Origin of the sequence: Streptomyces sp. NBC_00659, from assembly GCF_036226925.1 — a bacterium.
GTDB lineage: Bacteria > Actinomycetota > Actinomycetes > Streptomycetales > Streptomycetaceae > Streptomyces.
The window spans coordinates 292338-318550 of sequence record NZ_CP109031.1 but is presented as its reverse complement, the minus strand read 5'-3'; the positions used below and the strand labels follow the sequence as shown (position 1 = coordinate 318550).

Sequence of the window (26213 nt, the reverse complement as noted above, 5' to 3'; positions counted from 1 at the left end):
GGCTACCGAACCGAGGCGGTCGTCGGCGGTGCACGATGTGGGCGGCTGGACGGGGTGAGGGTCAGGGTCGCATGCACGGTCTTGCCGCCGAGTGCGGGAACTGTCTTGATCCTTCCTCCGAGGCCCTCGATGAGGAGGAGCCCGAAGCCGCCGTTCTCGCCCGGTGTGCCGGACCTCTCCGGCAGCGTCTTGCCGTGGTCGGCGACGGCGACGTCCAGACGGTTTCCGTGCCACGTGAGCTGGAGGGTGCAGGGTTCGTGCGTGTGCCGGATGGCGTTGGTGACCAGTTCGGACACGACGAGCACCACATTGCACATGCGCGAAGCCGGAGCCCCGCGCGCGGCCAGCCATCGGGCGGTGATCTGCCGCGCCACCTGCGGGGTGTGCAGTCCGTAGGGCAGGGCGACGGCTAGCTGATGGTGAGTAACGGGGCTATGGTTCAGATCAGTTGGGGGTGCCGGAGTGGGTGTGGTGACGGTCATGGCCGGCGCCTCCTCTCTGGAGGGGCGTGTTGTGGCTCTGTCAGTGATCCGGAGCCGTAGTCACCCTGGATGGCGAGAAGAACGCATGAAAAATGAATATTCTCTACTAAATTATTCTTCTTCCTGATTCGGGTCATCTGGCGGCGATGCTGCTTCGAATGCCCTGTGACACACGAGGCGATGGAACATCGCCTTTCCCCCGGAGGAGGACTCTCGATGAGAGCACTCACTCACGTTCAGCGCCTGATGGCCGGTACCGCGGCAACCGGTCTGCTGGCAGGCGGTGCGGCACTGGGTATGGCGGGTACCGCGTCGGCGGCGCCCGCTTCTGCGCCGGCTGTCGTGGCCGGCCAGCACGGTGATCATGGCGGGCACCAAGCTTTCCCCTGTCACCCGCCGGACCTCACTGACGGCGGGTGACAGGCGCCGACGTCGTCGTCAGCGGCGCGCAGAGCGCGCACCCTCTGGGTCGCCAACTCACCCGTTCACTCGCCGATCGAAGCGCTCAGCACACGATCCCCGCGGACTGTTCGGGCCAGTGACCCTTACGACCTCGCGCACGGTTGCCGTGGCTCGACGCCCAGGTAGCTCGTTGAACTGAGCATGATGGCGGCTGAGGCAGGTGAGTTGATTGTGGAGGAGTGCCGGATCACCGGGTTGTCGCCGATGGTGATCGCTGAACTCGTGGCCGAGGTAGGGCCGTTGTGGCACGAACAGCATCAGGCACGCTTGACGGCTCGGCCGCGACGACGAACTGTAGGAGCCGGGGTGAGGCACAGCGAGAGCTGGAACGTGAGGAGGACTTCGAGGACATATGAGAGGCCCTTGCTCAGAGCAGCTTGAACTGCGGGGCGAGCGGTGAGAGGGCTTTTCGGCTCGGCCCTGCCTGGTACGGAAACCCGGAGCAGGTGGTTCTCGTCAAGTCTGTGAACTGGCCTCGGCGTTCAGAGTTCCGGTGTCCGCGGATCGCGAGGGGCGGCGCGCTGTGTGCGGATCAGCGGGCGATCGAGATCGCGAAGGGCGTGAATCCGCTGGACCGAATCACGTGCGGTACGAAAAGTATCGCGGCCTCCGTGGCGCGGGCGGTCTGGATCCCGCCGAGGTCGGTGATCCACTCCTTGCGCCAGCCGAGGCTGATGAGCAGTTCGCGGACGGTCTGCTTGGCCTGCGGGTCCTCGCCGGAGAGGAAGGCCTCGGGGGCCTGGGTGAGGGTGGCCGGCGCGGTCATCACGGGGAAGAGCATGGTGTTGAGTGTCTTGACGACGTGCGTTTCGGGGAGCGCTTCCTGGAGTTGCTCGGCGAGGCTTGAGCCGGGGTAGAGCAGGTCGGCGGGCAGTCCGTCGGGGCCGTCGACGGTGGCGTTGGAGACGTCGACGAGGATCTTGCCGCGCAGTTCCTCGCGCAGGGCGGCGAGCCGGTCCAGCGAGCCGGCGCCCGGGGTGGCGTTGATGACGATCCGGGCTGTCCGGGCAGCGTCGGCGGCGGCCCCCGGAGCGCGGTTCGCCACGGTCACCTCATGCCCTGCCCGGGTGAGCGCTGCGGTCAGGTTGCCGCCGACGCGGCCGTTTCCGAGAACTGCGATCGTGGTCATGGTGATCTGGTCCTTTCGTGCGTGCAGGTTGTGGTGCGTGGTCAGCGTGAGAGCGTGGCGACGGCCTCGGCGTGGACGCCGGGCGCGGCGGCCAGGAAGCTCTCGCTCTGCGGGGTCCAGGGGCGGCCCTCGGCGTCGGAGATCCGCCCGCCGGCCTCGGTGACGAGCAGCGCCCCGGGCAGCAGGTCCGCGCGGGCACCGGAGTACTGCCAGAAGGCGTCGATCCGGCCGGCGGCCACGTTCATCAGGTGCAGGGTCGCGGGTACGGCGGTGCGGACGACGAGCGCGTCGAAGAGCATCGCGGTGATCGAGGAGCCGACGCGCCGCACGACCTGCTCGTCCTCGTCCGGCCGGGCCTGGCTGGTGGCCACGATGCCCAGGCCGAGGTCCGCGGTCCGGGAGACCTGCAGCGGCCGGCCGTCGAGGTGGGCGCCCGCGCCGGTGAGCGCGGTGTAGGTCTCGCCGGTCAACGGCAGGTGGACCGCGGTGAGCACCGGCTGGTTCTCGCGCACAAGCGTGGCGGTCACCGCCCACTCCGGCAGGGCGTGCAGGTGGTTGACGTTTCCTTCGGCCGGATCCACGACCCACCATTCACCGGGCGGCAGCGCCCCGCCGTCCAGCTCGTCCTCCACCCAGCCGGCGTCCGGGCGCAGGCGCGTGAGGCCGGGGCGCAGGATGTCGAGCGCCGTGTCGTCGTTGGCGGCGAGGGCGTGCATCAGCTCTTCGCGGGTCTGGTAGGGGACCACCTCGCCGAAGCGCTCGCGCAGCGCCGATCCGGCCGCTCGCACCATCATGGCGGTCTGGCTGAGGAGGTCGGCGTCGGAGGCGGCGACGTCGGTGGTCTGAAGCGTTTCGGACATGGCGGTACTCCCGTGTGAGGAGGGGTGTTGAGGCTGGTCGGGCCAGGCGGTGCGTTCCGTCTTGCGCTCTCACCTCGAAGGTATAGAGCCCCTTCATTAACTTCAAATGCATGTCAAGTACGGCTAGGATTACTCACATGCAATTGGATTTGAACCTGCTCACCGCCCTCGACGCGCTGCTGGAGGAGGGGAGTGTGACCGGGGCGGCCGCACGCCTGCACGTCACCGCCCCCGCGATGAGCCGGAGTCTGGGCCGAATCCGGCATGCGACCGGGGATCAGATCCTGGTGCGCACCGGCCGCACGATGACCCCGACGCCGTATGCGATCGCCGTCCGGGAACAGGTCCACGAGCTGCTGCACCAGGTCCAGGGGGTGCTGGCACCGAGCCGTGAACTCGATCTGGCAACGCTGGAGCGCACTTTCACCCTCCGTTGGCACGATTCCCTGGTCGCCTTGAGCGGCCCCTCACTCCTCGCGGCCGTTCGCGGACAGGCGCCAGGCGTGCGCTTGCGCTTCGTCGCGGAATCGAGCATCGACACCCCCGAGTTGCGGCGCGGCGAGGTCGACCTGGAGGCGAACGCCAACCGCCCGAGCGCACCGGACATCCGCGCCGAGAACGTGGGCGAGACCCACCTCGTCATCGTCGTGAGGCAGGGACACCCCCTCACCCGCGTCAGGACCCTCACGGCAAAGCAGTACGCCGCCGCTGAACACGTCACCGTCTCGCGACGTGGAAACCTCAGCAACGCCCTCGACGACGCGCTCACGCGGCTCAACCTCACCCGCCGCGTAGTGGCGACCGCGCCCACGGAAGCGGCCGCGCTGGAGTTCGCGCGCGGCTCCGATCTCCTGATCAGCGTCCCCGAAGCCACCACGCGGTCAGCGGTCGGCGACCTCGGCCTGGTCGTCCTCCCCCTGCCACTCGAACTGCCGTCGGCACCGGTGTACCTGTCGTGGCATCAGCGCTACGACACCGACCACGCCCACGTCTGGCTGCGCGGGCTGGCGCGAACGGCACTGGCCGTGTGCGGAGCATGATCTTGGTCATATGCACACGGAATCTCCATTTCCCGTGCAACGACCTGCCTGCGTCGTTGATCGGATCATCCGAGTCGGCAGATTCCACGATCACCTGGGCCTCTGGTGTCAGCGAACCGTGAGGAACGACCAACCTGCCAGACCCTCTTTCTCCACTGGGGAAATCGCATGCGCATCCGCGTCACCGTGGCCGCCGTCTCCGGAGCCCCGGCCTTCTCCGTCCGCACCATTCCGGGCGCTCACGCCGCCGGTTTTGCCGACCGCCGCGCGGAGATCGCCAAGGTGCGCGAAGCCGTCCACGCCGCTTCGGGCAAGACTCTGTTCACCGGCTCCCCAGGATCCGACGACCAGCCCTACGACCTCGACCTGTCCTTCTCGAACGTGAAGGTCGACAGCGGCAAGCCGATCGTCGTGGGCACCACCAACCGGGTCTCCGTCCCGGTCACCTGCAGCGTCAGGCACGACGTGTCCGTGGACATCACCGCCGACGACTTCCACTGGAGGTCGAGATCTACCGCGGTCCCTACGACGAGTCGGGGAACGTCCTGTTCAGCGATGATGCCCCCTCCTGCACCGCGAGCTCGTCGACCGCCGCCACCTGCAAGGGCACCATCGACGTCTACCCGCAGGACGAACTGCGCAACGAGGACGCGGGCACCTGGACGGCCATCGGCGTCGCCATCGCCTGGAACGGTGTGAATCCCGAGGACCTGGACGCTGACTGGAGCAAGGTCGGCTCCGTCTACCGGGACGGGCTGGGCACCGCCAAGCTCCAGCGCTACTCCAAGCTGACGGTCAACGCATCCCCGTAGCCCGTCAAGAAGGGCAAGACCGTCACGGCCACCGGCCTGCTGTCCCGCGCCAACTGGGACACCGGCACGTACACGGGCTACGCCGCCCAGCCGGTGCAGTTTCAGTTCCGCAAGAAGACCAGCGACACCTACACCACCCTCAAGACGGTCAAGTCGGACTCGAGGGGCAACCTGAAGACGACCGCGACGGCCACCGTCGACGGCTACTTCCGCTACAGCTTCGCGGGAACCTCGACCACTCAGGCCGTCAAGGCCGCAGGTGACTACGTCGACGTGCAGTAGCCCGTACGGCCTGTAGCGACGCTCGCGTGGGAACGCGGCCATGTCCGTACCGTCGTCGGCGCTGGGAGTTCATCTCGGGCGGGCAGTGCGCGACAGCCACCACCCGCAAGGACGAGGCCCAGCCCGTCATCAACGACCCGTTGTCCGCCGCGCGCCGTCTGCGCCGGGCCCGTTTGCGGCAGGCAGGAGAGCAGTACGTCGCCGAGGCAGGATGTTCGACCCTCAACCGTCCACGACGCGCCGCATTCCGGGCAGCTGGACGTCACACCGGCCTGGACTGCCTCGGTCCGCGCCCGCGCCCGCCGCATCCGCCGCCAATGCCGTGACCGGCACACCGACGAACAGAACACCGCCGACGCCTTCACCGAAGGCGTCAGCGGACCACCACACCCCCGGCACAGCCTCGGCCCCGTGTCGTCGTCCGTGATCACGAGCAGCCTCAGCCGGGGCACCCTGTCCTTGCCCATGTGCCCACCGTACGAAAACGCGGAGACCGTCGGGAACCCCGGCGGCCTCTCAGCGAACCCTTCGGCCTACCAAAGTACGAGGGCGCCAGAGGAGGACCATGTAGAGACAGGCACTCCCTCACCGCGACGCCCACATGAGGCAAGGCCGGAGACGGGGCATCCGTCCCGGCCATGCGGAGCTACTGTGCTGGCGGGATTCGGTAGACGGAGACGTGAGAACGCGACTCGGCGGTGAATGGGGCGCCGGCCCAGTCCGCATGCCTGGTCTCCAGTTCGAATCCGGCCAGCTGAGCCATCAGGTCGAGTTCGGCCGGCCAGATATAGCGATGAGGGCTCCGGAACAACCGCGCCTGCTCAGACTCATCGAAACGGAAGTGGTGCGACACCACGTGCTGGCACAGGACGTCGTAGGTGTCCAACCCGATGTAGCCGGGTTCGGACTGCCAGACGGTGGCCGTTTGGCCCGGTGGTAGCTTGCGCAACTCGGGAACCCAGAGCTCGATCACGAACCGACCACCAGGCGCAAGGTGGCGGGCAGCGTTACGGAAGCACTGGACCTGCTCATCCTGGGTGAGCAGGTTGGAGATCGTGTTGTACACGAGGTAGACGAGGGTGTACTTCCCGGGGGCGACGGTGGTCGCCATGTCACCGATGATCACGGGGATCGTTGCTTCATCTGCCTTGGTTCGCAGTTGCTCCACCATCGGGAGCGACAGCTCGATGCCGGTGACAGAGACTCCTCGCCCGGCGAGCGGGACGGCTACCCGGCCGGTCCCGACGGCGAACTCAAGCGCTGCTCCGCCCCCGGCGAGTTGGGCGAGTCGGTCCACGGTCGGCCCCAAGACCTCAGGCGCGAACATGCCGGAGCCGGGCGTGTCATAGCGTTGGGCGACATCGGCGTCCCAGATCTTCTCCTGCTGCATTCCGTCAACGCTCGCCGCTTGGCCCATGCGATGTCCAGCGAGTTTTTTCGCACTGCTCTGAGAAAGGATCAGACCGAAATATGACGCGACAGCGCCCGTATCCCAGTGATCTCTCCGATGCCCGCTGGGAGTTGGTGTCTTTCACCAACGCAACGGCTTCCTGCGCCAGTTGCTGCGCCAGGCCGAAGGCCGGAACGCCGAGCCGAGCGCCTGCGTGGCTCGATGCCCAGAGCGTCAAGACCTCCGCGAACGTGCCAGGCGACATGGCGGAGGCCAACGCCGAGATGATCGAGCAGATCCGCGCCGCTGCCCTCGACGGCATCGACCGGTTCGCCCAGTCGTCCGGCCTCCCTCATGGCGGGCGGCCCATGCAGCGGGCGCCGAACGAGCCCGAGATCCTTCGGACGCCGACGGCCGACGCGATGGGGGACCAGTGGGTCCGCGGCAGAGGCCTCCCCCCGCCTCGGGACGGGTGACACCACGATCGCCATCAACATCGTCCACTACCTCGTCATCCCCGGAGGGGCCGAGGACCGGGAGTGCTGTCAGGCACTCCATGGACATGCTGCCGGCTCAGCCCGCCGCGCGAACGCCCCGCCGGCCGGAAGCCCTCGGCCCGTCGTACGCGCGGGAGCCGAACGCCTCGCCGGTGGCAAGGACTCTGCCCACTGCCCACGTCACTTTGCCTGGGCGAGCCAGACTGCGTCGGGACCGGCCGGGAAGCGCAGCTGCCCGGTCGTGTCGTGCACGGCGCGCCACACCGCTTCGGCGACGTCGCTTTCCTCGGTGAACAGGTCCTGGCCCGTGAAGTCGCCCATGGCCTTCTCCGCCCACGCTGCGTAGGGCGCCGGGACCAGTTCGTCCAGCAGGGCGCCCTGTGTCGCCGTGGCGGCGAAGTTCGTCGTCAGGCAGGCGCCCGGCTCGACCGTCTTGGCGCGCACGCCGAACGGCGCGAGTTCGAGCGCGAGAGAGGAGGTGAACCCCTCGATGGCCATCTTGCTCGCCTTGTAGACGGCCGAGAGTGGCATGTGGCCCAGCACCACGCTGGAGGTCACGTTGACCACCACGCCGGAGCCGCGTTCGCGGAACTGGGGCAGCACCGCCTGGGTGGTCGCCATCACGCCGAAGGTGTTGGTCTCGAACACTTCCCGAACGCGGGCCATGGGGGTGCCCTCGAACACACCGATCGAGGGGACGCCCGCGTTGTTGACCAGGACGTCGACGGGGCCGGCTGCCTCAAGTGCGGCGGTGATGCTCTCGGGCTCGGTCACGTCGAGCCCGACGACGCGCAGCCGGTCCGAGGAGGGCAGAGCGTCCCGACGCGGGGTGCGCATCGTGGCGATGACGTTCCACCCCTGCGCATGGAAGTGGAGGGCTGTCTCCCGTCCGTATCCGGACGAGGTACCAGTGATCAGAACGGTCTTCATGGCGATCCTTGCGATGGGATGGGATCCCCGGCCGGACAGGCATTTTCCTGCACGGCTGGGGAATCGGTGATTCCATTGAATCGCTCTGACCTGCTGAAACAGTAGAACTATCCTCGCCTCTTCCTGCACGATCCTCTACCGTGCTTCAGATGGTTCAGGGCAGGACGGCCACGGGGGAGTGCGCGGTGCTGCGCAGACGGGCGGCGTCCCGGCTCGGGGGCGCACCGAACTGGCGGCGGTACTCCCGGCTGAACTGCGAGGGGTTGTCATAGCCCACGCGCCGGCCGATGCCGGTGACGTCGCCCGGGTGGGTGGCGAGCAGCAACCGGGCCTCCTGCAGCCTGATCTGCTTCTGGAACTGGATGGGGCTCATCGCGGTCACCGCCTGGAAGTTGCGATAGAAGGCGGAGACGCTCATGCCGGACATGCGTGCCACGTCCTCGACGCGGAAGGACTGCGCGTAGTGCTCGCGGATCCAGCGCACGGCCCGGGAGACGTGGCTGAGACCGCTGTCGGCCAGGCCGAGTTCGCGTACCGTCGCACCCTGCTCGCCAGTGATCAGGCGCCACAGGATCTCGCGTTTGACCAGCGGCGCGAGTACGGCCCGGTCGCGGGGTTCGTCGAGCAGTCGCAGCAGCCGGACCACCGCATCGAGCAGCGAGGCCGAAGCGTCGCTGACGGCGATCCCCGACGGTGTGCCTGCGCCGGTGCGGGGGAGGTCGCCCGGACCGGCCTGCAGCAGCACTTCCGCGACCGCGGACGGTTCCAGGGTGAGGCCGAAGCCGAGGGCGGGCTGCTTGGGGTCGGCCTGGGTGAACTGCCCGGTGACGGGCAGGTCGACGGATGCGACCAGGTACTGCCCGGGGCCGTACTCGTAGACCCTCTCGCCCAGCGCGAGTCGTTTCGCGCCCTGGGCGATGACGGCGAGCACCGTGCCGGACATGGAGGGCGCCGGTGGATCCGGCCGGTCGACCTTCGAGATCAGGACGCCGTCGATGGCGGTGGTCCAGTCGGGCCTGGCATGCCGGTCCAGCAGGGTTCGGAACTCTTCTAGGGACATGCGTCCATTGCAGCACCCCTCCACCATCCTGCTCCCGAAATCACGAGGATCGTGCAAGTACTCGCGACCATCGTTCTAACGTTTCAGCAGGTCAGGGGCATTTAATGGAATCAGCTCACTCCATCAATGCGAAGGAGAACATCGTGCTTGCCAACTACGGATTCAACGCCACCCTGACCGCCAAGCCCGGGTTGGGCGGCCGGCTGGTCGATCTGCTGCTGACCGGCCTGAACGAGGGCAGCCCCGGCGCGAGCGAACACTGCGTCGTCTACCTCGTCTCCCGTTCCGCGTCCGACACCGACGTCATCCATGTCACCGAGGGCTGGACCAGCGAGGAGGACCACCACCGGATCTTCGCCGGCGAGGCCGCCCAGGCCATCGTGGCGCAGATCGCCGGGCTGCTGGTCAACGAGCCCGAGTACACCGACTACGTCCCGGTCCTCGGCAAAGCCGCCTTCTGAGCCCCTGGACCGATCTGCCGACGCCACCTGGCCACCTGCCCAGACGCCTCCGTCTTCGTTTGCCCGGCACCACACCACGAAAGGCCCACGCCATGACCCCGGCACGTCCCGCTCTGGACCCCGAACTGCGCGAGCTGCTGACCGGCATGACCCTCATGTCCCAGCTCACCCCGGACGTTCTCGCGCAACTGCGACGGCTCCCCTCGGCGCCCGTCGACTCGCTCCTGGTACACCGGCAGGTCGACAGGCGCGAGGTCAGCGTGCCGGCCAAGGACGGCGCCCGGATCCGCCTGTCAGTCTTCAGCCCCGCGAACGCCGATCGCACCACGGCCGCCCCCTGCATCTACTGGATGCACGGTGGCGGGATGGTCATGGGCGACCGCTTCTCGCAGATCGACATCCCGCTGGAATGGCTCGACGAGTTCGGCGCGGTCGTGGTGTCCGTGGACTACCGGCTCGCACCGGAAGCCACCGGCACCACCCTCGTCGACGACTGCTACCAAGGTCTGCTCTGGACCGCCGAACACTCCGAAGAACTGGGCATCGACCCCACCCGTATCATCGTCGCCGGCGCCAGCGCCGGCGGCGGCCTCGCTGCCGGCCTCACCCTGCTGGCACGCGACCTCGGCGCCCCGGCGATCGCCGCGCAGGTGCTGATCTGCCCCATGCTCGACCACCGCAACACCACCACCTCCAGCCGCCAGTACTCCGGCGTGCCCGGTGTCTGGACCGGCGAGATGAACGAGTTCGGATGGCGAGCCGTTCTCGGCGACCTCACCGTCGACGAGGTGTCCCCGTACGTCTCGCCCGCCCGGGCCAAGGACCTCTCGGGCCTGCCGACCACCTACATCGACGTCGGCTCCGCCGAAGTCTTCCGCGACGAGGACACCGACTACGCCACCCGCATCTGGGCGGCCGGCGGCCAGGCCGAACTCCACGTCTGGGCAGGCGGCTTCCACGGTTTCGACGCCCTGTACCCGCAGGCAGACATCTCGGCCACAGCCCGCCGAACCCGCACCGACTGGCTCACCCGACTCCTGATCTCGAACGGCTCCGCGTAACGCGCACAACCCACTCACGCCCACGCCCCTGAGAGTGATCGCGGCCCATGTGATCAGCGAATTTGCTCATCTCGGTGAGGGGTTCGTGGTCACGGCAGTACCGACGGACCCGCATGATCCACGGCCAAGACCGTTCCACAGCCCGGCTGCGCGGCAGGACCGCGAAGCCCTTCGCCTCCGGCGGGGAGCTCTCTGGCACGTGGATTGCTGTGGTCAGGCTGTGACTGCTTGATGCTCTACATCCTTGCGGACGGACTCTTCCGGCTGATGGCGTTGTGCCCAGCTGACGGTGACGGGTGCGGCCAGGCCTGCCAGGAGGAACATCGAACCTACGACGTACCAGCCTGGACGTCCCCAGGTGATGCAGAGCGAGATGAGCAGGGCCGGTCCGACGGCCTCGGCCAGGCCGGCGCCGAGGCCGAACACTCCTAGGTATTGGCCGGTGGCGTGCTGGGGAGCGAGGGCGAAGGAGACCTCGAAGCCGGCTGCGGAATGCCACAGTTCACCGATGGTGTGGACGGTCACCGCGGTCAGCAGGAGTGTTGCCGCGGCCCAGGCCGGTACGCCGGCGGACAGCGAGATCAGCGTGCAGGCCATGAGGAAGGCGACACCGGAGCGACGGTAGGCCCATGCCCCGGCGGCGGGGTTGTCGATGTTGCGGCTGGCGCGTATCTGGAAGCCGATGACGAGGAGAGTGTTGAGGAGCATGGTGCCCGAGATGAGCCAGTGTGGGGCTTCGGTGCGGGTGATCAGCCACAGGGGTATGGCTACGGTCAGCACTTTGAACTGGATGGCCATGACACCGTCCAGGACGGTGAGGGCGAGATAGGGGCGGTCTTGCAGGGCTGTCCAGCGTGGCCCCTTTGCCACGGGCACCGGGGTGACCTTCGGCAAGAGGAACATGACCATCGCGGATGCGGCGAAGGCGATGGCGTTGCCGACGACGAGTAGCTGATAGGACGTGTGGGTGCCGACTTGGACGGCCCAGCCCGCCAGGACGGCACCGAGAGAAATGCCGATGTTGCTCACGGCGCGCAGGTAGGCACGGAACTCTTGCGGGCGCTCGCCTCCGTGGTGCCGGATGAGCGGACTACGGGCGGCCAGCCCCGCTCCCTTGGCTCCGGTCGCCGCGCATACTGCGATCACGAACGGCCAGAAGCTGTCGGCCAGTACAAAGGCGGCCGTGGCCACGGCCTGGATGGTGAGGGTGGCGACGTAGACGCCGCGTGCGCCGCGTCGATCCGCGAGGTGGCCGGCGGCGATACCGGCGGCCAAAGCGAGGAAGCCGGCGATGCCAAGTCCGAGGCCCACTTGGCTTGCGGGCAGGCGAACCGCTTGAGTGAAGTACAGCACTCCCGCGGTCAGATAGAGGCCGCTGCCGACGGTGTAGACGAAGTTGGAAGCGGCGAGGATGCGCTGCGGTCTCGTGTCCGGCAGCAGGTGGGGCATGAATGTGCTCCGTAGCCTCGGCGGGAAGTAAGGACTGGAACTGCTTAGAGCAACTTACATCCGTGGTCGTGTGGTGGGGAGACCGCACTGGATGCCGCCCCGGCGCGGCGAGTTGATCCACCGGCTCAAGCGCCGGCGAGATGCGGATCCGCTACGAAGATCACAAACCGTCCGTGATCGTCGAGAGGAGTCCTCGTGGGTTTCATCCCCGCCGCCCGTACGGCTGCTGCCGCGCTGTCCGCGCTCGCCGTATCGCTCGCCCCCACCACCGCCCACGCCGCCGCACCCGCCCGGGCAGTCAGGCAAGACGTTCGAGCGGCAGGCCGAAGGAGGGGAACAGGTCAGCCCGGTGGAATGCGAGCACCGCCGACACTCCCTCTTCGGACGGCGTCAGCACCTGCAGGTAGCGCGCGTGGAAGAGGCCGTCACGACCGCGGCTGTACAGGGCGAACGCGGGCTGGCCGTTGGCTGACGTCTCCACCATGACGCGCCGTCCGTCGCCGGGCACCAGTTTGGCCGCGAGCAGACGCAGTACATTCTCTCGGCCGCTGAACCAGGTCGGGATCGGGGGCATTTCCCATCGGACGTCCTGCGTCAGGAGCCCTTCGAGAGCGACCAGGTCCGCCCGCTCGAAGGCTCTGGCGTACTGATCGAGCAGGGTCCGGCGCCAGGGCTCGTCCGGTTCGCTGAACTGGTCCTCGGCCGGGGCGACCCTGGCGAGTTCGGCCCGTGCGCGCTGCAGCGAGCTGTTGACGGCCGCGGTCGTGGTGCCGAGCACGGCGGCGACCTCGGATGCCGGCCAGACCAGGACGTCCCGGAGAATCAGAACCGCGCGTTGCCGCGGCGGCAGATGCTGCAGCGCCGCGACCATCGCCAGCCTCAGGCTCTGCCGAGTCCCTACGACGACTGCCGGGTCGGCGCTCATCAGGTGATCGGGGAGCGGCTCGAGCCAGCTCGCCTCCAGCATCGGCGCGTCCAGGTCGTCCGGATCGGTTCCGGGCGCACCCAGCGCCGAGGGCACCAGACGGCGACTGCTGTGTTTCAGGGCGTTCAGGCAGAGCCGCGTGGCGATCCGGTACAGCCACGTTCTGACCGAGGAGCGCCGCTCGAACTCCGCGAAGCCCTTCCAGGCGCGCACATACGCGTCCTGTACCACGTCCTCCGCGTCGTGCAGCGAGCCGAGCATCCGGTAGCAGTGCGCGATCAACTCACCGCGGACCTGCGCGAATTCGTCCTCCAGGTTCATCGAAGTTCCTCGACCGGTTCCGGGCCGGCGATCAGGGCGCGGGGCTCCACGCTGCGCCGTACGCCGATGCAGAGTCCCGCCGCCGCGCCGAGCAGCGACAGTACGCCGCTCGCGGCGAAGGCCCGGGTGAATCCGGTGGAGAAGGACGCGTAGCCCCCGGCGGCGGTGAAGACCGCGGCCAGGACGGCCACTCCGACAGCCCCACCGAGCTGCCTCATCATGCTGTAGACACCGGAGGCGAGCCCGACCGCCTCGCGGGGCAGTGCTCCGACAGTCGCGCTCTGGGCCGCCGGCAGTGCCATGGAGACGCCGCACCCGGCCACGATCAGCGGCGCCACCAGGTCCTCGTACCGCGCCGCGCCACTGCTCAGCAGGCTGATCCAGAACATACCGACAGCCTGCAGCCCCAGACCCGCCGCGACCAGTGGGCGTTCACCGACCCTGTCCACGAGGCGGCCGGCGAGCGGTGACACGAGGAAGAGCGTGCCGGTCCACGGCAGCAACCGCAGCCCGGCCTCCAGCGGGCCGGCGGCGAAAGCCGCCTGCATGTACTGGGCCATGAAGAACACCGCGCCGAACAGCGCCGCGGTGAGGAAGAAGCCCGCCGCGTTACCGGCCGAGAACGCTCTCGACCGGAAACAGGCCAGTGGCACCAGCGGCTGCGGCGCACGGCTCTCCCAGACGAGGAAGGCCAGGAGCAGCAGGCCCCCGACCGACAACAAGCCGATCACCTCGGCACTGGCCCAGCCGGCCGGCGCACCACGGACCACACCCCAGACGATGCCGAGGACGGCCAGGGTGATCAGAGCGAGGCCGGGCAGGTCCGGGCGGCGAGCCGCGCCCCTGCTCTCGCCGATCCGCAGCAGGACGAGCGGGACCGCCACCGCGCCGACGGGCACGTTGATCCAGAAGATCCACTGCCAGGCGAGACCCTCGGTCACGGCGCCGCCGACGACCGGGCCGGCCAGCACACCGAGGCCCGTCAGGCCGCTGAAGACACCAGTTGCCCAGCCTCGGCGTCCGGGCGGGAAAGCCGTGCCGATCAGGCCCATCGCCAGGGGCATCACGACGGCCGCCCCGACCCCCTGCACGGCCCGAGCGGTGATCAGCCACTGGACGGACGGAGCCAGCGCGCAGGCGGCCGAGGCGACCGAGAACAAGCCCAGGCCGGCCGCGAACATCCGCCGTCTGCCCCAGCGGTCGCCCAGCCCCGCCGCGATCATCAACAACATCGCGAAAGTGAGGGTGTACGCGTTGACCGTCCACTCCAGATGCTCGATCGAGGCACCGAGATCCTGCTTGATGCTGCTGAGCGCCGCCGCTACCACCAGCACGTCGAGCGCCACCATCACGGCGCCGAGCGAGGCCAGGCCCAGCACCCAGCGCTGGCTGACGGTTGTCCGGTCCTTGCTGCCCACGAGAGATCCTCCAGAAAGTCGCTGTCACTGGTACTGACAACCCAGAGGGCTCCGACTCATCGCCGCGATGAGTCAGAGGCGTTCGCGTTGTCAGAACCAGTGACAGCGAACCGATCGCGCAGAGGAGAGCCTCATGAGCACAGTGATCCGCTACCGGACCAAGCCGGAATCGGCCGATGAGAACCAGCGACTGATCGAGAACGTCTTCGCCGATCTGGCGACGGAGACCCCGGCCGGGCTGCGGTACAGCAGCTTCCGGCTGGCCGACGGAGTCACCTTCGTCCATGTCGTGGACGGCGAGGGCCTGCCCAAGCTGGCCGCCTTCCAGGAGTTCCAACGCGAACTCGGCATCAGACTCGCCGACGACCTCACTCGCGAGGAGGTCACCCTGATCGGCTCCTACGCGGGTACGACGGTGACCACCCACGGTTGAGCGCCGGGCCCGGGGTGAGGTGGGGCCACCCGCTCGTCCAGTGTCCGGGCCGCGCCGGCCCGTCAAGGACGCGTTCGGCGTCGCCCACGCGATGCGCTGCGCGCACCCTGGACCGGCCACCGCGGCCCTGTTGCCGGCTCGCTATCGGGCGGCCCAGTGGGAGTACCTGCCCCAGGAGCCGGGCTTCGGCTCGGGCATGACCTGCCGACGGCGCCTGGGCGACCAGGCCGTGCGCATGCACGCAGGTGTCGGTATCGCATGGGCCCAGTGCGGGACGGCCCCTGGTGACATCCTCCGGGCGGCCCGCGGGTTCGCATCGTAAGTGCGGGTTTTCAAGGGCCGGAGCGCCGAACGGAAACGGCGTTGCACGGCGTTCCGGGCGTCGGAGTGGTGACGGGCGACCCTTGGTCAGATACAGCTTCACACCCCCGTTGAAGGCTTCGTTCAAGGCGTGCGAGCAGGTCGGGGATGACGGGGTCTGATCCCCGCACGCGCGGGGATGGTCCCCGGTTGAGCGTGTAGAGCTTCCAGCCGTCCGGCTGTTCCCCGTACCGGGGGGCTTTCATGCGGACCAGATGCCTGAGTTGGTGGTCGCTCGATTGCTCGGCCGTCGCCAGAGCCGGCTCAGCGGGTTGCCGCGGCCATCGCTGCGGTGACGGCGCCGGCCCGCGTGAGGACGGTGGCGAATACTGCAGCGCCCCGCATGAAGACGGCCCGGTTTTGGAGTACGTCCGGGTTCGGATCGGACGATGATGAACGATCGTGGACACTGAGGTGTTGGGGGACTGCGGGATGCACGGACACATGGGCCCGGATGAGGCGTTGGCGGAGTTGAGGCGCCGCTTGCAGGATGGTCTGGCCGAAGCGCGTCTGGAAAGGCGCAGTTGGTTGCGCGGGTCGACATCGCCCGTACCACGGTGTTCGCGGCGTTGAAGGACGGTGCTCCTGTTCCGTCGGCCGGACGGTGGCCGGGCTGGGTGCAGCCCTGACACTGCCCGTCCCGGAACTGCTGGATCTTCAGCGTCAGTCCAGCCGGCGTGCAGACACGGCAGCAGAGGATGCCTGTGGCCGGGACAGCCGCTGACCGAGTGGGACCCGCATGATCCGGAAGTCCATCCTGCAGGCGTCCAGCCGGCATTGGGCGCGGATGGTGTGCGCGCCAGGAAGCTGCTGCCTGGTTATGTTCGTCGCGCGCAGGCGTTGTGCGCGGCACCGTCCGGCCCGCCGCCTGGCGGCCCAGATCCCCGCGGGCGGTGGTTCCGGTACGACCGCGGGGGCCGGCCCCGTGTACCGCTCGGTGGACTTCCTCGAGGAGCACGGCCGGACCGTGCGCCGCGTGTTATGTCCACCCGCTTCCTTCTGGTTCGCTGCTTCACCCATCTGACCGATCCGGGTGACCTTCACTTTCTCGGCCTTGCGGCGGAATGTCGGCAGCGTCTTCAGTTCCTTCGCCTACTACGACCGGCTGGTCCGTCGGTTCGACGTCCTGCGAGCCCGCGGGCAGGCCGACGGGAGGTCCCGCGGAGTTCGCCAGTTGAGCAACATGTGGCTGGATGCACGAACCCTGACCTGATATCAAACATCTGCATAGAGGATTTTGTGCGATATTTTGGACACATCTCCCGGCGAAAGGCATGTCATGAAGTTCGCGGTCATCGGCGGTACGGGGCTGATCGGGTCGCAGGTCGTCAAGAACCTGAACGCCGCCGGGCACGAGGCGGTGCCGCACTCGCAGTCCACCGGAATCGATGTCATCAGCGGCCAGGGACTGGGCGAGGCGGTGGCTGGGGCCGACGTCATCGTCAACCTGACGAACTCCCCGACCTTCGACGAAGCCTCCCCGGCCTTCTTCCAGACCTCGATGGACAACCTTCTGGCCGCGGCCCGGAAGGGCGGCGTCGGCCACTTCGTCATTCTCTCGATCGTCGGCGCGGACCAGGTGCCGGAGTTGGACTACTACCGGGCCAAGGTGCTCCAGGAGGATGTCCTCGCGGCCGGGCCGGTCCCCTACTCGATCGTCCGCGCGACGCAGTTCATGGAGTTCATGGACGCTGTCCTGTCCTGGACCGCCGACGGCGATACCGTCCGGCTGCCCGCCACGCCGATCCAGCCGATCGCCTCCAAGGACGTGGCCGACGCGGTGGCGGAAGTCGCCGCGGGCGCCCCGCTGGGGGGCATTCGCAACATCGCCGGGCCCGAGGTCTTCTCCCTGGACGAGTTGGGCCGGATCACCCTCACTCATAAGGGCGACGGCCGCACCGTTGTCACCGACCCCACCGCCGGCATGTTTGCCGTCGTCAAGGGTGACGTCCTCACCGACAAGGACGCCCACCTCGCCTCCACCCGCTACGCCGACTGGCTTTCCTGAGTCGCTGGCGCCATTCAGCCTGGCTCTGACGTCGCTCAGTGTCCGGCATATCGGCTTCCGCTGGACCCAGTTGACGAAGATCCTGTGTCGCCCGGAGGCCTTGCCCAGCTGTTTGTCGTGGGCAGCTTCGACCAGCTCGTTCACCAAGGCCGCGGCGGTGGTGCAGCGGGCGCGGTAGCCGGCCATGGCGGTTGCGATGCCCAGCGCGATCAGCAGGTGGGACTTGCCGGACGGCGCGGTTCGGCAGCCGGTGGTGGCGGGCGCCTCGCATACGGGTGCCGCCGCCTCCGTCTCAGCGCAGTTGTTCGGCCAGTCCGATGATGATGCCCTCCGGGCCGCGGAGGTAGCAGAGCAGATAGCTGTCCTCGAACCGGGCGATCTCGCCGACGAGTTCGGCGCCGTGAGGGCGCAGGCGGGCAACGGTGTCCTCGATGTCGTCGACGGCGAACATGACGCGGTGCGTGCCCAGAATGTTGTGCGGCCGGTTGCGCGGTCCGGCGCTGATCACTGCGGGGCTGCGGTACTTCGCCAGCTCGAGCCGACTGTGACCGTCCGGGGTTCGGACCATCGCGATGTCACAGCGGACGCCGTCGAGTCCCGTGCACTGGTCGGCGAAGAGGCCCTCGACCTCCCCCCTGCCCTCCAATTCCATACCGAGCTCCACGAAGAACGCGACGGCGGCATCCATGTCCTCGACGACGATGCCGACATTGTCCATCCGCTGAATCGCCATGCCTGCTTCTCCTTCGTCTTCGTGCGGCCGACGGTGGCCGCTGATGTCCCTGGGACGGTTCGGGTGACACGTTCTCGACATCCTCAGACCGCCGAACTCCGAAAAATAGTGAGCGGCACGCGAAACAGCCCCGTCCGGACGGATCCGGGACGGGGCTGCCACACGGATACGGACAGCCAGGGCCTCACGACCCGGCCGGGCGGCATCCGCCGAACCGGCACCGGACCGGCTACAGGATCTGTTCATAGGTGACGACGGCGGTCGGGCAGGCCTCGGCAATGCGGGCCGGCGCGTCCCGCTGGCTGAACCTTCGGCGATGCCGGGGGCCCAGTCGTCTCCGGGCGCCGGTTTCCTCAGCCGGCTGGGGGTTCGCGAGGCCCGGATCTGCAGGGACGCCGTCAAGGAGAGGCACCCCGGCATCGGATCCACGCCGGGGTGACGCAGCGTTCATCCGTTCGAGCGGCTCCGGGGTGGCGGTGGCGTAGCCGTGGCGGCGGTGCAGCCTCAGAGGCGGTCGTCCAGTACCGCTGTCAGGTCCTGAGCACAGTCCCTGACATCGTCGTCGACATCCGGTGTTGTGATCAGGTCCCACAGCAGGTTGGCGGTGCGAGGGTCAGCAGGCCATTCCAGCGCGATCATCCGTAGGATCCGGCGTTGTGCGTCCGGGTCCGTCTCTGTGCGGGCGTGGGTGTGGAGGCGGGATCCGTCGTGCCAGTCGGCGAGGTGAAGGGTGCCGAGCCCGAGACCCAGGGTTCGGACGTCGGGGCTGGGGTCGTGAACGGCAGACTCTGCTGTCGGGCCGTATACCTGCGGGTCACGAGGCAGATGTCTCTCCCCTGACTGCAGAGCGGTGTGGCGGAGGTCGGGGCCGGGGTCGGTAGGGACGGCCTGGACGGCGGCGAGGGCTTCGGGTCGGTCGGGCCAGTGTTCTGCCAGTAGTGACAGGGCGGTGCGGCGGACGGGGTCCTCGGAGTCGGTGGCGGCGGTCTGGACGGCGGCGAGGGCTTCGGGTCGGTCGGACCAGTGTTCTGCCAGTAGCGACAGGGCGGTGCAGCGGACGTCGGGGTCGGCCGTGGTGGTGGCGGTCCGGACGGTGGCGAAAGTTTGAGGGTGGTCGGGCCAGTGCCGCCCCAGCAGTCCCAGGGCTTCACGGCGGGCGGAGCCCCACAGCCATACGTCGAAGCGGTTGAGGTCCGGGGTGGGGAGGGTGGTGGCGACGGCCTGGACGGCGGCGAGGACTTCGGGCCCTTCGGGCCAGCACGCCCTCAGCGCCGACAGGCCGGCGAGGCAGATGGAGACCTCGGGATCGATGGTGGCCCGGACCGCGGCAGCCAGGGTGTCGGGTCGGTCGGGCCAGCCCGAGCCCAGCAGGTGCAGGGCGGTGCTGCGGGCCTCCTCGCTGGGGTGAGTGGTGGTGGCCTGGATGACGGCCAGGGTTTCGGGCCGGTCGCGCCAGCGTTGTACCAGCAGCCGCAGGGCGGTGCCGCGGACGTGCTGGTCGGTGTGGGTGGCGGCGGTCTGGATGCTGGCGAGGGTTTCTGCTCGGTCGGGCCAGTGCCTCGCCAGCTCCTCCAGGGCAATGCACCGTATGTACAGATCGGGATGGGCGGTGGCGGCCTGGACGACAGTCAGGGTTTCGGGGCGGTCCGGCCAGTAGGCTGCCAGCAGCCCCAGGAACGAATCTTCGATGTCGGCGGAGGGGCCGAGGACCTCGACGTCGGCCTGGATGGTGGCCAAAACCTCGTCGGGGTCGGGCCAGTGCTTTTCCAGCAAGGGCCGGAAAGCTTCGTCCATGTCGGGGTCGGTGACGGTGGCCTGGAGGACGGCCCAGACAGTGGCCAGGGCTTCGGGGTGGTCGGGCCAGTACGCCTTCAGCGCCGCCATGGCGCTGCGGCGAATGCCCGGTTCGGGGTCGGTGGTGGCGGCTTGGACGGTGGCCAGGACTTCGGGGCGGTCGGGCCACGTCTGTGCGAGGTGGTCCAGGAAGACGACGCGGTCGTCCGGGTGATGCGCGGCCACGGCGAGCCTGCGGACCTGGTCAGGGTCGTCTCCGAGCAGAGCACAGGCGACGCGGGCGGGCTCGGAGAAGGCGTCGGTGAACTGGCCGATCAGGTGATACCAGCGCAGGTAGCGGCTGCGCCCGGGCCACGAGGGCCCGAAGGACGCCAGCGCCGGCCGCACCATGGCCCACAACTTCCTGACGCCGTCGTCGGAGGTGGAGGGGAACAGGTCGCCGGTGGCGGCGTCGACGGCGGCGATGCCCTGGGGGGTGAGGGTGTCGGTGGCTCCGGCCTCTGCCAGCGCCCGCAGTGCCAGGGTCGCGGCCTGCCTGCGGGGCAGGGGACCGGTGGCGGCCAGGGCGAGGACGCGGTCCACGGCGGTGGCGACCTCTGTGTCCTGGAGACGGCCGATCACCTGCGGCAGGACCTCGTGCCAGTCCGGGTCCACCGCGCGGCGCACGACGACCTCGTCCATGAACTGCTCGGGCGTCCATTCCTGCCGGTCCGTGTACGCGCCGACGAGAGCGGTGGCGGCCAGGTGGTCCAGGAACCCACGGCAGACGAACCCGAACACCCCGCCGCCCTGGTGGGCCAGGAGGAAGGTACCGGTGCGCAGCCGACCGATCAGAGCCTGGGCGGCGAGACGGGCGACCTGGCGGTCCACGCCGTGGCGCCCTTGGAGGTGGCCGCGGACGACGTCCTCGAGTTCACGGACGTGGATGTGGTTGCCGGAGATCCCGGCGCCGCCTTCCTGCATGGCGCGGGCGAGCTGTTGCAGGATCTCGGTGTGTTCGCGTGCCCCGAGGGCCGCCAGGACCTCCCGAACACTGCCGGGCAGCGAGGCCTGAAGGCTTCGGGTGGCCCGCTCCCACTGGGCGACCATCACGGTGACCGCCCGCTCGTGCACCGCTCGCCGGTCGTGCGGCAGGGCCTGGTGACGGCCGGTGGCGGCCAGATGGGTCAGCAGGAGCGGGATGCCCGTCAGTTCCCGCACCGGCGACAGGGTGCGCACCGCTGCGATCAGTTGTTCCGCGAGGCGTTCGCCTTCGGCGGGGTCGGTCGGGCAGGAGGATGCGTACCAACGTCGGGCGAACGTTTCGACCCGCAGCTCGTCGAAGTGCTGAAGCTGGTGGTGGGCGAACCCCGCGTCGCGCAGAGCGTCGGGCCGGTGGCCGACAGGCCGGGAGGTCACGACGAGGTGTGCGCGCGGCCACCGGTCGGCGAACCCGGCGATCCGGTGCGCGGCGTCCTCACGCGCCCGCGGGTCGGACAGCGCGTCGAGGCCGTCGAACACCACCGTCGCCCGCCCGGATTCCAGCAGGTCCCGCATCACCGCCCACGGCGGCGCCATCGACCGGTCCTCGTGCAGCCGTCCCAGGAACTCCTCGAACTCCTCGCACGCCCGGTCTGCGCGCACCCGGGCGTAGGCGTGCAGGTCCACCACCACGGGCACCTGCCCCGCCAGTGCCGCCAGCGGCCCGTCCGCCGCGTCGTCCTCGAGCAGTGTCAGCGTCAGATACCTGGCCAGCGTCGACTTCCCCGTTCCCGGATCTCCCAGCAGCACCGCCCGACGCGCCTTGGGGTGGGCAAGTACCCGCAACGCGTCCAGGGCGGGCGCATCGCGGTGGGCGAAGTACTGCCTCCTCCGTGCCCACGCCTCTCTCGAGGAGTCCGCCGGCGCGGGAGGCAGATCGCCCGTTTCCTCCAGGCGCCGGGCCAGCTCCTCGGGCAGGTCCGCCGGTGCGGGTTCCGCGCGGACCGCCGGTGCCACGAACACCTCACGCAACCAGACCGGAGAGCGATCGTCCCGCTCCGACGGGTGGACGAGATCCTCCAGGTCAAGATGTCCCCAGGTCCGACGCACCTGTTCCGCGTACCGGCCGACGGCCTCCGCCAGACACCCCTCGCCCGCCGGAGCCCCGGTGACAGCCGCCACCGGATCGCGGCCGCCGGGCGCTGCGTCGCCCTCTGAAGGGGCATCGGCCGGGGCCGCGGCGGGTATTGCGGTGAGGACCGCTTGGGCGGCGGTGGCCCAGGTCCGCTCGGCGGCGCAGACCCTGCGCATCAGGGCGGCATGGTCGAACGCGGCCTCGCGGTCGGCCAGCACCGCGGCGATCCGGCGCCCCCACGTCGCTGCGTCCTCCTCCTGGCGATCGGTGACCGGGATGACAACCTGGTCCGCGTCCCGCACCGGCAGCACTTCGCGCAGCAGCATGCCCACTCCACTCCGGTCGGAGACGAGCAGGGGGACCCCGGCCGTGGCGGCCTCCAGTCCGGCCAGGCCGAATTCTTCGGCCCGCGACGGCATCAGCACCAGGTCGGCGTTTTTCCGTTCCCGGCGCAGCCACGCCCCTTCTACAGGACCGTGCTCCACCGTCACCGACAAACGCTCGGACCGAGCCGCCCACTCCATGACCTTCACGCGCAGGCTCTGGCCGTCGCCCTGCGCGTCGTGCAGAGTCAGATCGACTTCCGTCTGGTGCGGCAGGTGGTCCAGCGCGTGGGTCAGTGCCCTCGCGGCGATGTCCACGCCCTTGACCTGCCAGTCCTTCAGACGGCCCAGGAGCAGCACCTTGTGCGAGCCCGGCCGTCTCCAACTGGGCAGCGCAGCCGGGATGTCCGGTGCATCGGTGTCGTCGAAACCGGGATCGAGCCGCACCAGCCGGCTCGCCGCCTCCGGGGGCAGTTCCTTGCGGAGCCATCCGGTCAGGTGCGGCCCGACCGCGAGCACCTGGTCCGCCTGCGAGGCCAGCTCCACCTCGAACCGGGCGAGCTCCTCCGCCTGTGCCGACTCATCGGTCCCGCTCGGCAGGGATTCCTGATCGGACGGTGCCATGTGCACCACCTGGACCAGCCGAGCCGCCCGATAGGCGCTCCGCTTCAGGGCCAGTGCCAGGGGCCCGGTGCCCCGGCCGTGCCCCACGACGATGTCCGGCACGACGCCGCCCGGCAGTACGGGAACGTAGCCCAGCGCGGGGTCGTCGCCGGCACCTGAAACCCGAGGCAGTGCCAGCAGGGTCACCCCCAGCGCCTGCGCGTCGTCCCATGATTCCTCCGTCATCCGACGCACCGCACAGAACACCTGCGCCCCGGTCTCGGCGAGTGCTCGGCACAGTTGCCGATTGAACGCGGTGATCCCGCCGTGTTCCGGTTCCCACAACGTGGCCATCGCCAGTATTCGCGCCGTCGTCCCCGTCGTCCCGTCAGTCATTCTCAATTCCCCCTGCTGTGCTCACGATCACGCTGGTGATCGTCTCGACAGCCTCACACACCTCATGAGCCACAGCCCACCCGTTTCCGCCGAGACCAGCTTGTGCACACCGGAGCCGACGCCTTGAGCATGCCGCCGAGCTGGGCGAGTTCCTACGGAGGCGCCCGGCCCGCGAGCCCGGCCAAGACCAGGCCACGTGGTTGCCGGGCGCGAGCGTCCGGCAACCACGACCGTGGCTTTCGGGAACGGGGGGTGGTCAGGACACCACGGGAGCGGCGTCCGTGACCTCGCTCAGCCGGACCGTGCACAGCCCGCGGGATTCGCTCTTTACCTCCGTCACCTTGAGCTGGGTACCTGGCGTAAGGATGTATTCCTCCTCGCCGGTGAAGGCGGAGAAGCGCTTGATCCCGACGGCCCGGGCCGGCGTCACCTCGAAGAGGGTCCGCTTGCCGCGACTGCCCAAGAACGCTCTGGCCACCTTCAGCTCGGAGGTACAGGAGGAGACACCCCACCAGGTCACTGTCCGGCCCACCGGGTACTGCGCCCGAAGGTCCAGCGACACCCCGCGCCACAGCGGTTGCGTGTAGGCCGGCAGCTTTGAGACCGCCGAGAACAGCAGCCGCAGGTACGGCAGGTAGGGCATGACCCTGGTGCGGTCGGGGGAGCGCAGAACGCTGTTGATCTCGCGGTAGAAGGCTGACTCACAGGTGTAGAGGTGGAGCGCGGCGATCGCGTCGGCAGACGGGCCGCAGTCGGCCACCTGGTCTGCACGCTGCTTGCCGAAGTCGCGGGAGCGCTGGATGTGTCCGGCGAGCCCGGACATCGCCGCGGAGACCGGAGCGACGGCGTCCTGGAAGTCCATCAGTGGGGTGTCGAAGACACCGGTGATCGCGGGCAGGACCAAGCCCTCGTCCTTGACGCCGGTGAGGCGTTCCAGGTACAGCTGGTGCAGGTTCATGGTCGACTCGATGAAAGCGCCCATGCGCGCCGCGACCCCGCCGTCCGCACCGCCCGCGCCGACTGTCGTCTCGTTCCATCCCTTGCTCGGCAGCCAGTCGATGCCGTCGGCGCCCAACGAGGTCAGAGCGTCGTTGACCTGGGCGAAATGGTCGCCCTCGCAGAAGATGTCGCCCTGTGCCGCCGGGTTGGCGTGGTCGAGGTGTCGGACCTCGACGTCCGGGTATTTCTGCTGGAGCCGCAGGACAACCCGCTTCAGGCTGCGGGCGTGCGCTCCCCACCACGCGAACACGACTCCGCGGTCCTCCTCGGTCGCGTCTTGCTTGGCCTTGAGGATCTCTTCGACGATCCGCTCGGCGACCGGCCGCCAGAACGCCGTGTGCTGGTCGGCCCCCATCGCTCCGTCCCCGCTCGCGGTCAGCGACGCGTTCAGCAGGAGCACGCCCTGTGTCAGCATCGCCTGGAACCACTCCGGCGGCTGGACTGTGTCCCGCTCCTTCAGCAGCGCCCGCACGTCGGCGATCGGGGTTTTCTTGGCGATGCCGTACTTCCACATCGCCGCCGCCTTGATGAGGCACCGGATGCTGACGACCCGGCCGAACTGGCTGTCCTTCCAGTCGCTGAAGGTGTTGTCGAACATGGCTATGCCGGTGGCGCTCTCCGGCCGTGGATACGGGTTCTGACCGAAGACCACGACCTTCCACTTGTGCGGCGGGTTCGGCTTGAGTGCCTGGAACGTCAGCTCCCGGACCGGGACCACCTCATGGCTGCGGCCCTTCCCGATGAACCGCGCGGCGTCCGGCTGCGCCTCGATGACCGGCTTCAGCAGCGGGAGCCAGGACTCCCCGCCGCCGTCGAAGAGCTCGGTCAGGGCGAGGGGGTCGTTCGCACCGGGCTGGGGCTGCGGCGGTTCGCCCGGAGCCGGGACGCCGGTCGTCGATCCGGTCATGGCGGAGGCGCTTTCACTCGTCGTGGCAGAAGGAGAGGAGGGAACGGGAGTTTCGGGCGTCGGCATGGCGGCTGCCGGTGGCACGATGCGCACCCGCTGGTCGACGGGCGCGTTCTCGATTCCGTGCAGCTGGGAGATGACCGTGGAGCGCAGCTCGTCGTCGTCCTCGAACCAGTGGTCGTGGAAGAGCGTGTAGCCGGTCCACATCAGATTGGCGCACACCCGCGCCGGCACCTGTCCGGTCTGCGCCCCCAACCCGACCAGCGCCACGGACCGGATGCTGCCCGGCTTCTTCCGGTTCTGCCGGTGAACGGCCTGGAAAGCAGCCGCACACGCCAGCGCCACGTTCAGCGTGGCACTCACATTCTGCGAGGACCGCACCATCGTCGGCGTCGATATCAGGTACCGGGGAACGGCCGCGCCTGACGGGACGCAGACCGCGCTGCCCACCGGCATGGCTCCGGCGAACCGGTCACGGATCGCCCGCTGGACGCGCACCTGGATGCCGGACCCCAAGTACCGCTTGATGACGGCGTCGACCCCGCCGTCCATTCGGCCCCGGGAGTTGGTGGGAGTGACCCAGGCGTCGACGTCCTCGTCGAGGATCGAGCCCTTGCGGATCTCGATGCCAGGGGTGTCGGCGAACGCGGCGCGCCACGCCTCCACCACACGCTCGTTGACGTCCGTCAGCACCACCCTGAGCGCGGGCAGCACACTGCTCTCGGTCATCGTCCACTCCTGTCGTGCAACAGCGTTTCCAAGACGCCGAACGTATCGCGCACTACTGACAACGCAGCCCCGACAAGGGGTCTATGACCTGCCGTCATGCTCTGGTGAACCCGCACCGACCGTTGGCCGCACACGCTCACGTCTCACCGGCCGTGTATTCGTCGATCGGGGTACCTGGAAGGCATCGGCGAACAACTCCGCACCAGCCGGCCCCAGCACGCGGCCAGCCGCTGTTGAAGCACGGCTACACATCG

18 protein-coding genes and 3 pseudogenes are annotated in these 26213 nt (G+C 68.9%); 8 read left to right on the top strand and 13 right to left on the bottom strand.

All coding sequences use genetic code 11. From position 1 onward, the window contains the following. Positions 1 to 2: 2 nt before the first annotated feature. The 3 genes from OG410_RS01250 to OG410_RS01240 form a co-directional block, all read right to left on the bottom strand. Positions 3 to 482: an ATP-binding protein gene (locus tag OG410_RS01250; protein WP_329297334.1), complete on the bottom strand. Its 480-nt coding sequence runs from the start codon at positions 480 to 482 to the stop codon at positions 3 to 5. A 994-nt stretch (positions 483 to 1476) separates the two neighbouring features. Next, complete coding sequence (locus tag OG410_RS01245) at positions 1477 to 2073, bottom strand: NADPH-dependent F420 reductase (protein ID WP_329297333.1); 597 nt, start codon at positions 2071 to 2073, stop codon at positions 1477 to 1479. Between the two features lie 41 nt (positions 2074 to 2114). Then, positions 2115 to 2933 (bottom strand): 3'(2'),5'-bisphosphate nucleotidase CysQ, encoded by an 819-nt coding sequence (locus OG410_RS01240; RefSeq protein WP_329297332.1) that lies wholly within the window; start codon positions 2931 to 2933, stop codon positions 2115 to 2117. Between the two features lie 137 nt (positions 2934 to 3070). On the opposite strand from OG410_RS01240, the gene OG410_RS01235 reads away from it, so the two are divergent. Both OG410_RS01235 and OG410_RS01230 read left to right on the top strand, forming a co-directional pair. Continuing rightward, positions 3071 to 3973, top strand: coding sequence for a LysR family transcriptional regulator (locus OG410_RS01235; protein WP_329297331.1), 903 nt, complete (start codon positions 3071 to 3073; stop codon positions 3971 to 3973). Positions 3974 to 4141: 168 nt separating this feature from the next. Next, a pseudogene (locus tag OG410_RS01230) lies at positions 4142 to 5067 on the top strand (hypothetical protein). A gap of 646 nt (positions 5068 to 5713) precedes the next feature. Here the strand turns inward: OG410_RS01230 and OG410_RS01225 are convergent. Beyond that, positions 5714 to 6457, bottom strand: coding sequence for a class I SAM-dependent methyltransferase (locus OG410_RS01225; RefSeq protein WP_329297330.1), 744 nt, complete (start codon positions 6455 to 6457; stop codon positions 5714 to 5716). A 136-nt stretch (positions 6458 to 6593) separates the two neighbouring features. Here OG410_RS01225 and OG410_RS42480 point away from each other — a divergent pair. Next, positions 6594 to 6714: pseudogene (locus tag OG410_RS42480) on the top strand (IS5 family transposase); the annotation flags it as partial. A 6-nt stretch (positions 6715 to 6720) separates the two neighbouring features. After that, positions 6721 to 6933 carry a hypothetical protein gene (locus tag OG410_RS01220; protein ID WP_329304479.1) on the top strand — a complete coding sequence of 71 codons (213 nt, stop codon included), beginning with the start codon at positions 6721 to 6723 and terminating at the stop codon, positions 6931 to 6933. 201 nt (positions 6934 to 7134) lie between these two features. Here the strand turns inward: OG410_RS01220 and OG410_RS01215 are convergent, their stop codons facing one another. Next, positions 7135 to 7884, bottom strand: coding sequence for an SDR family oxidoreductase (locus tag OG410_RS01215; protein WP_329297329.1), 750 nt, complete (start codon positions 7882 to 7884; stop codon positions 7135 to 7137). Between the two features lie 154 nt (positions 7885 to 8038). Next, positions 8039 to 8944, bottom strand: coding sequence for an AraC family transcriptional regulator (locus tag OG410_RS01210; protein ID WP_329297328.1), 906 nt, complete (start codon positions 8942 to 8944; stop codon positions 8039 to 8041). Positions 8945 to 9087: 143 nt separating this feature from the next. Between OG410_RS01210 and OG410_RS01205 the strand changes: the two genes are divergently transcribed. Together OG410_RS01205 and OG410_RS01200 are read left to right on the top strand one after the other, a co-directional pair. Continuing rightward, positions 9088 to 9405, top strand: a complete 318-nt coding sequence (locus tag OG410_RS01205) for a putative quinol monooxygenase (protein WP_329297327.1) — start codon at positions 9088 to 9090, stop codon at positions 9403 to 9405. A 92-nt stretch (positions 9406 to 9497) separates the two neighbouring features. Beyond that, positions 9498 to 10466, top strand: coding sequence for an alpha/beta hydrolase (locus OG410_RS01200; RefSeq protein WP_329297325.1), 969 nt, complete (start codon positions 9498 to 9500; stop codon positions 10464 to 10466). A 213-nt stretch (positions 10467 to 10679) separates the two neighbouring features. Here OG410_RS01200 and OG410_RS01195 read toward each other — a convergent pair whose 3' ends face one another. The 3 genes from OG410_RS01195 to OG410_RS01185 all read right to left on the bottom strand — a co-directional run bounded on the left by OG410_RS01195 (position 10680) and on the right by OG410_RS01185 (position 14579). After that, positions 10680 to 11915 (bottom strand): MFS transporter, encoded by a 1236-nt coding sequence (locus OG410_RS01195; protein WP_329297324.1) that lies wholly within the window; start codon positions 11913 to 11915, stop codon positions 10680 to 10682. Positions 11916 to 12213: 298 nt separating this feature from the next. Beyond that, a complete protein-coding gene (locus OG410_RS01190) occupies positions 12214 to 13161 on the bottom strand; it encodes a sigma-70 family RNA polymerase sigma factor (RefSeq protein WP_329297323.1) in 948 nt (315 codons plus the stop codon). Then, positions 13158 to 14579, bottom strand: coding sequence for a DHA2 family efflux MFS transporter permease subunit (locus OG410_RS01185; RefSeq protein WP_329297322.1), 1422 nt, complete (start codon positions 14577 to 14579; stop codon positions 13158 to 13160). The genes OG410_RS01190 and OG410_RS01185 overlap by 4 nt, the downstream gene beginning before the upstream one ends. A gap of 133 nt (positions 14580 to 14712) precedes the next feature. On the opposite strand from OG410_RS01185, the gene OG410_RS01180 reads away from it, so the two are divergent. Then, positions 14713 to 15012 carry a hypothetical protein gene (locus tag OG410_RS01180; protein WP_329297321.1) on the top strand — a complete coding sequence of 100 codons (300 nt, stop codon included), beginning with the start codon at positions 14713 to 14715 and terminating at the stop codon, positions 15010 to 15012. A 1639-nt stretch (positions 15013 to 16651) separates the two neighbouring features. Continuing rightward, positions 16652 to 17380, top strand: coding sequence for an SDR family oxidoreductase (locus tag OG410_RS01175; RefSeq protein ID WP_329297320.1), 729 nt, complete (start codon positions 16652 to 16654; stop codon positions 17378 to 17380). 84 nt (positions 17381 to 17464) lie between these two features. Here OG410_RS01175 and OG410_RS01170 read toward each other — a convergent pair. The 4 genes and pseudogenes from OG410_RS01170 to OG410_RS01155 all read right to left on the bottom strand — a co-directional run. After that, positions 17465 to 17611: pseudogene (locus OG410_RS01170) on the bottom strand (ATP-binding protein); the annotation flags it as partial. 61 nt (positions 17612 to 17672) lie between these two features. Next, on the bottom strand, positions 17673 to 18113 hold the full coding sequence (locus OG410_RS01165) for a VOC family protein (RefSeq protein WP_329297319.1): 441 nt from the start codon (positions 18111 to 18113) through the stop codon (positions 17673 to 17675). 504 nt (positions 18114 to 18617) lie between these two features. Further along, positions 18618 to 23324 carry a HEAT repeat domain-containing protein gene (locus tag OG410_RS01160; RefSeq protein WP_329297317.1) on the bottom strand — a complete coding sequence of 1569 codons (4707 nt, stop codon included), beginning with the start codon at positions 23322 to 23324 and terminating at the stop codon, positions 18618 to 18620. Positions 23325 to 23580: 256 nt separating this feature from the next. Beyond that, the gene (locus OG410_RS01155) at positions 23581 to 25959 is read right to left on the bottom strand and encodes an ADP-ribosyltransferase domain-containing protein (RefSeq protein ID WP_329297316.1); all 2379 of its coding nucleotides are present in this window, start codon (positions 25957 to 25959) and stop codon (positions 23581 to 23583) included. Between the last annotated feature and the right edge of the window lie 254 nt (positions 25960 to 26213).

Coding starts and splice junctions, on each gene's coding strand:
- OG410_RS01250 (WP_329297334.1), bottom strand. CDS start 482: ATGACCGTCACCACACCCACTCCGGCACCCCCAACTGATCTGAACCAT.
- OG410_RS01245 (WP_329297333.1), bottom strand. CDS start 2,073: ATGACCACGATCGCAGTTCTCGGAAACGGCCGCGTCGGCGGCAACCTG.
- OG410_RS01240 (WP_329297332.1), bottom strand. CDS start 2,933: ATGTCCGAAACGCTTCAGACCACCGACGTCGCCGCCTCCGACGCCGAC.
- OG410_RS01235 (WP_329297331.1), top strand. CDS start 3,071: ATGCAATTGGATTTGAACCTGCTCACCGCCCTCGACGCGCTGCTGGAG.
- OG410_RS01225 (WP_329297330.1), bottom strand. CDS start 6,457: ATGCAGCAGGAGAAGATCTGGGACGCCGATGTCGCCCAACGCTATGAC.
- OG410_RS01220 (WP_329304479.1), top strand. CDS start 6,721: ATGGCGGAGGCCAACGCCGAGATGATCGAGCAGATCCGCGCCGCTGCC.
- OG410_RS01215 (WP_329297329.1), bottom strand. CDS start 7,884: ATGAAGACCGTTCTGATCACTGGTACCTCGTCCGGATACGGACGGGAG.
- OG410_RS01210 (WP_329297328.1), bottom strand. CDS start 8,944: ATGTCCCTAGAAGAGTTCCGAACCCTGCTGGACCGGCATGCCAGGCCC.
- OG410_RS01200 (WP_329297325.1), top strand. CDS start 9,498: ATGACCCCGGCACGTCCCGCTCTGGACCCCGAACTGCGCGAGCTGCTG.
- OG410_RS01195 (WP_329297324.1), bottom strand. CDS start 11,915: ATGCCCCACCTGCTGCCGGACACGAGACCGCAGCGCATCCTCGCCGCT.
- OG410_RS01190 (WP_329297323.1), bottom strand. CDS start 13,161: ATGAACCTGGAGGACGAATTCGCGCAGGTCCGCGGTGAGTTGATCGCG.
- OG410_RS01180 (WP_329297321.1), top strand. CDS start 14,713: ATGAGCACAGTGATCCGCTACCGGACCAAGCCGGAATCGGCCGATGAG.
- OG410_RS01175 (WP_329297320.1), top strand. CDS start 16,652: ATGAAGTTCGCGGTCATCGGCGGTACGGGGCTGATCGGGTCGCAGGTC.
- OG410_RS01165 (WP_329297319.1), bottom strand. CDS start 18,113: ATGGCGATTCAGCGGATGGACAATGTCGGCATCGTCGTCGAGGACATG.
- OG410_RS01160 (WP_329297317.1), bottom strand. CDS start 23,324: ATGACTGACGGGACGACGGGGACGACGGCGCGAATACTGGCGATGGCC.
- OG410_RS01155 (WP_329297316.1), bottom strand. CDS start 25,959: ATGACCGAGAGCAGTGTGCTGCCCGCGCTCAGGGTGGTGCTGACGGAC.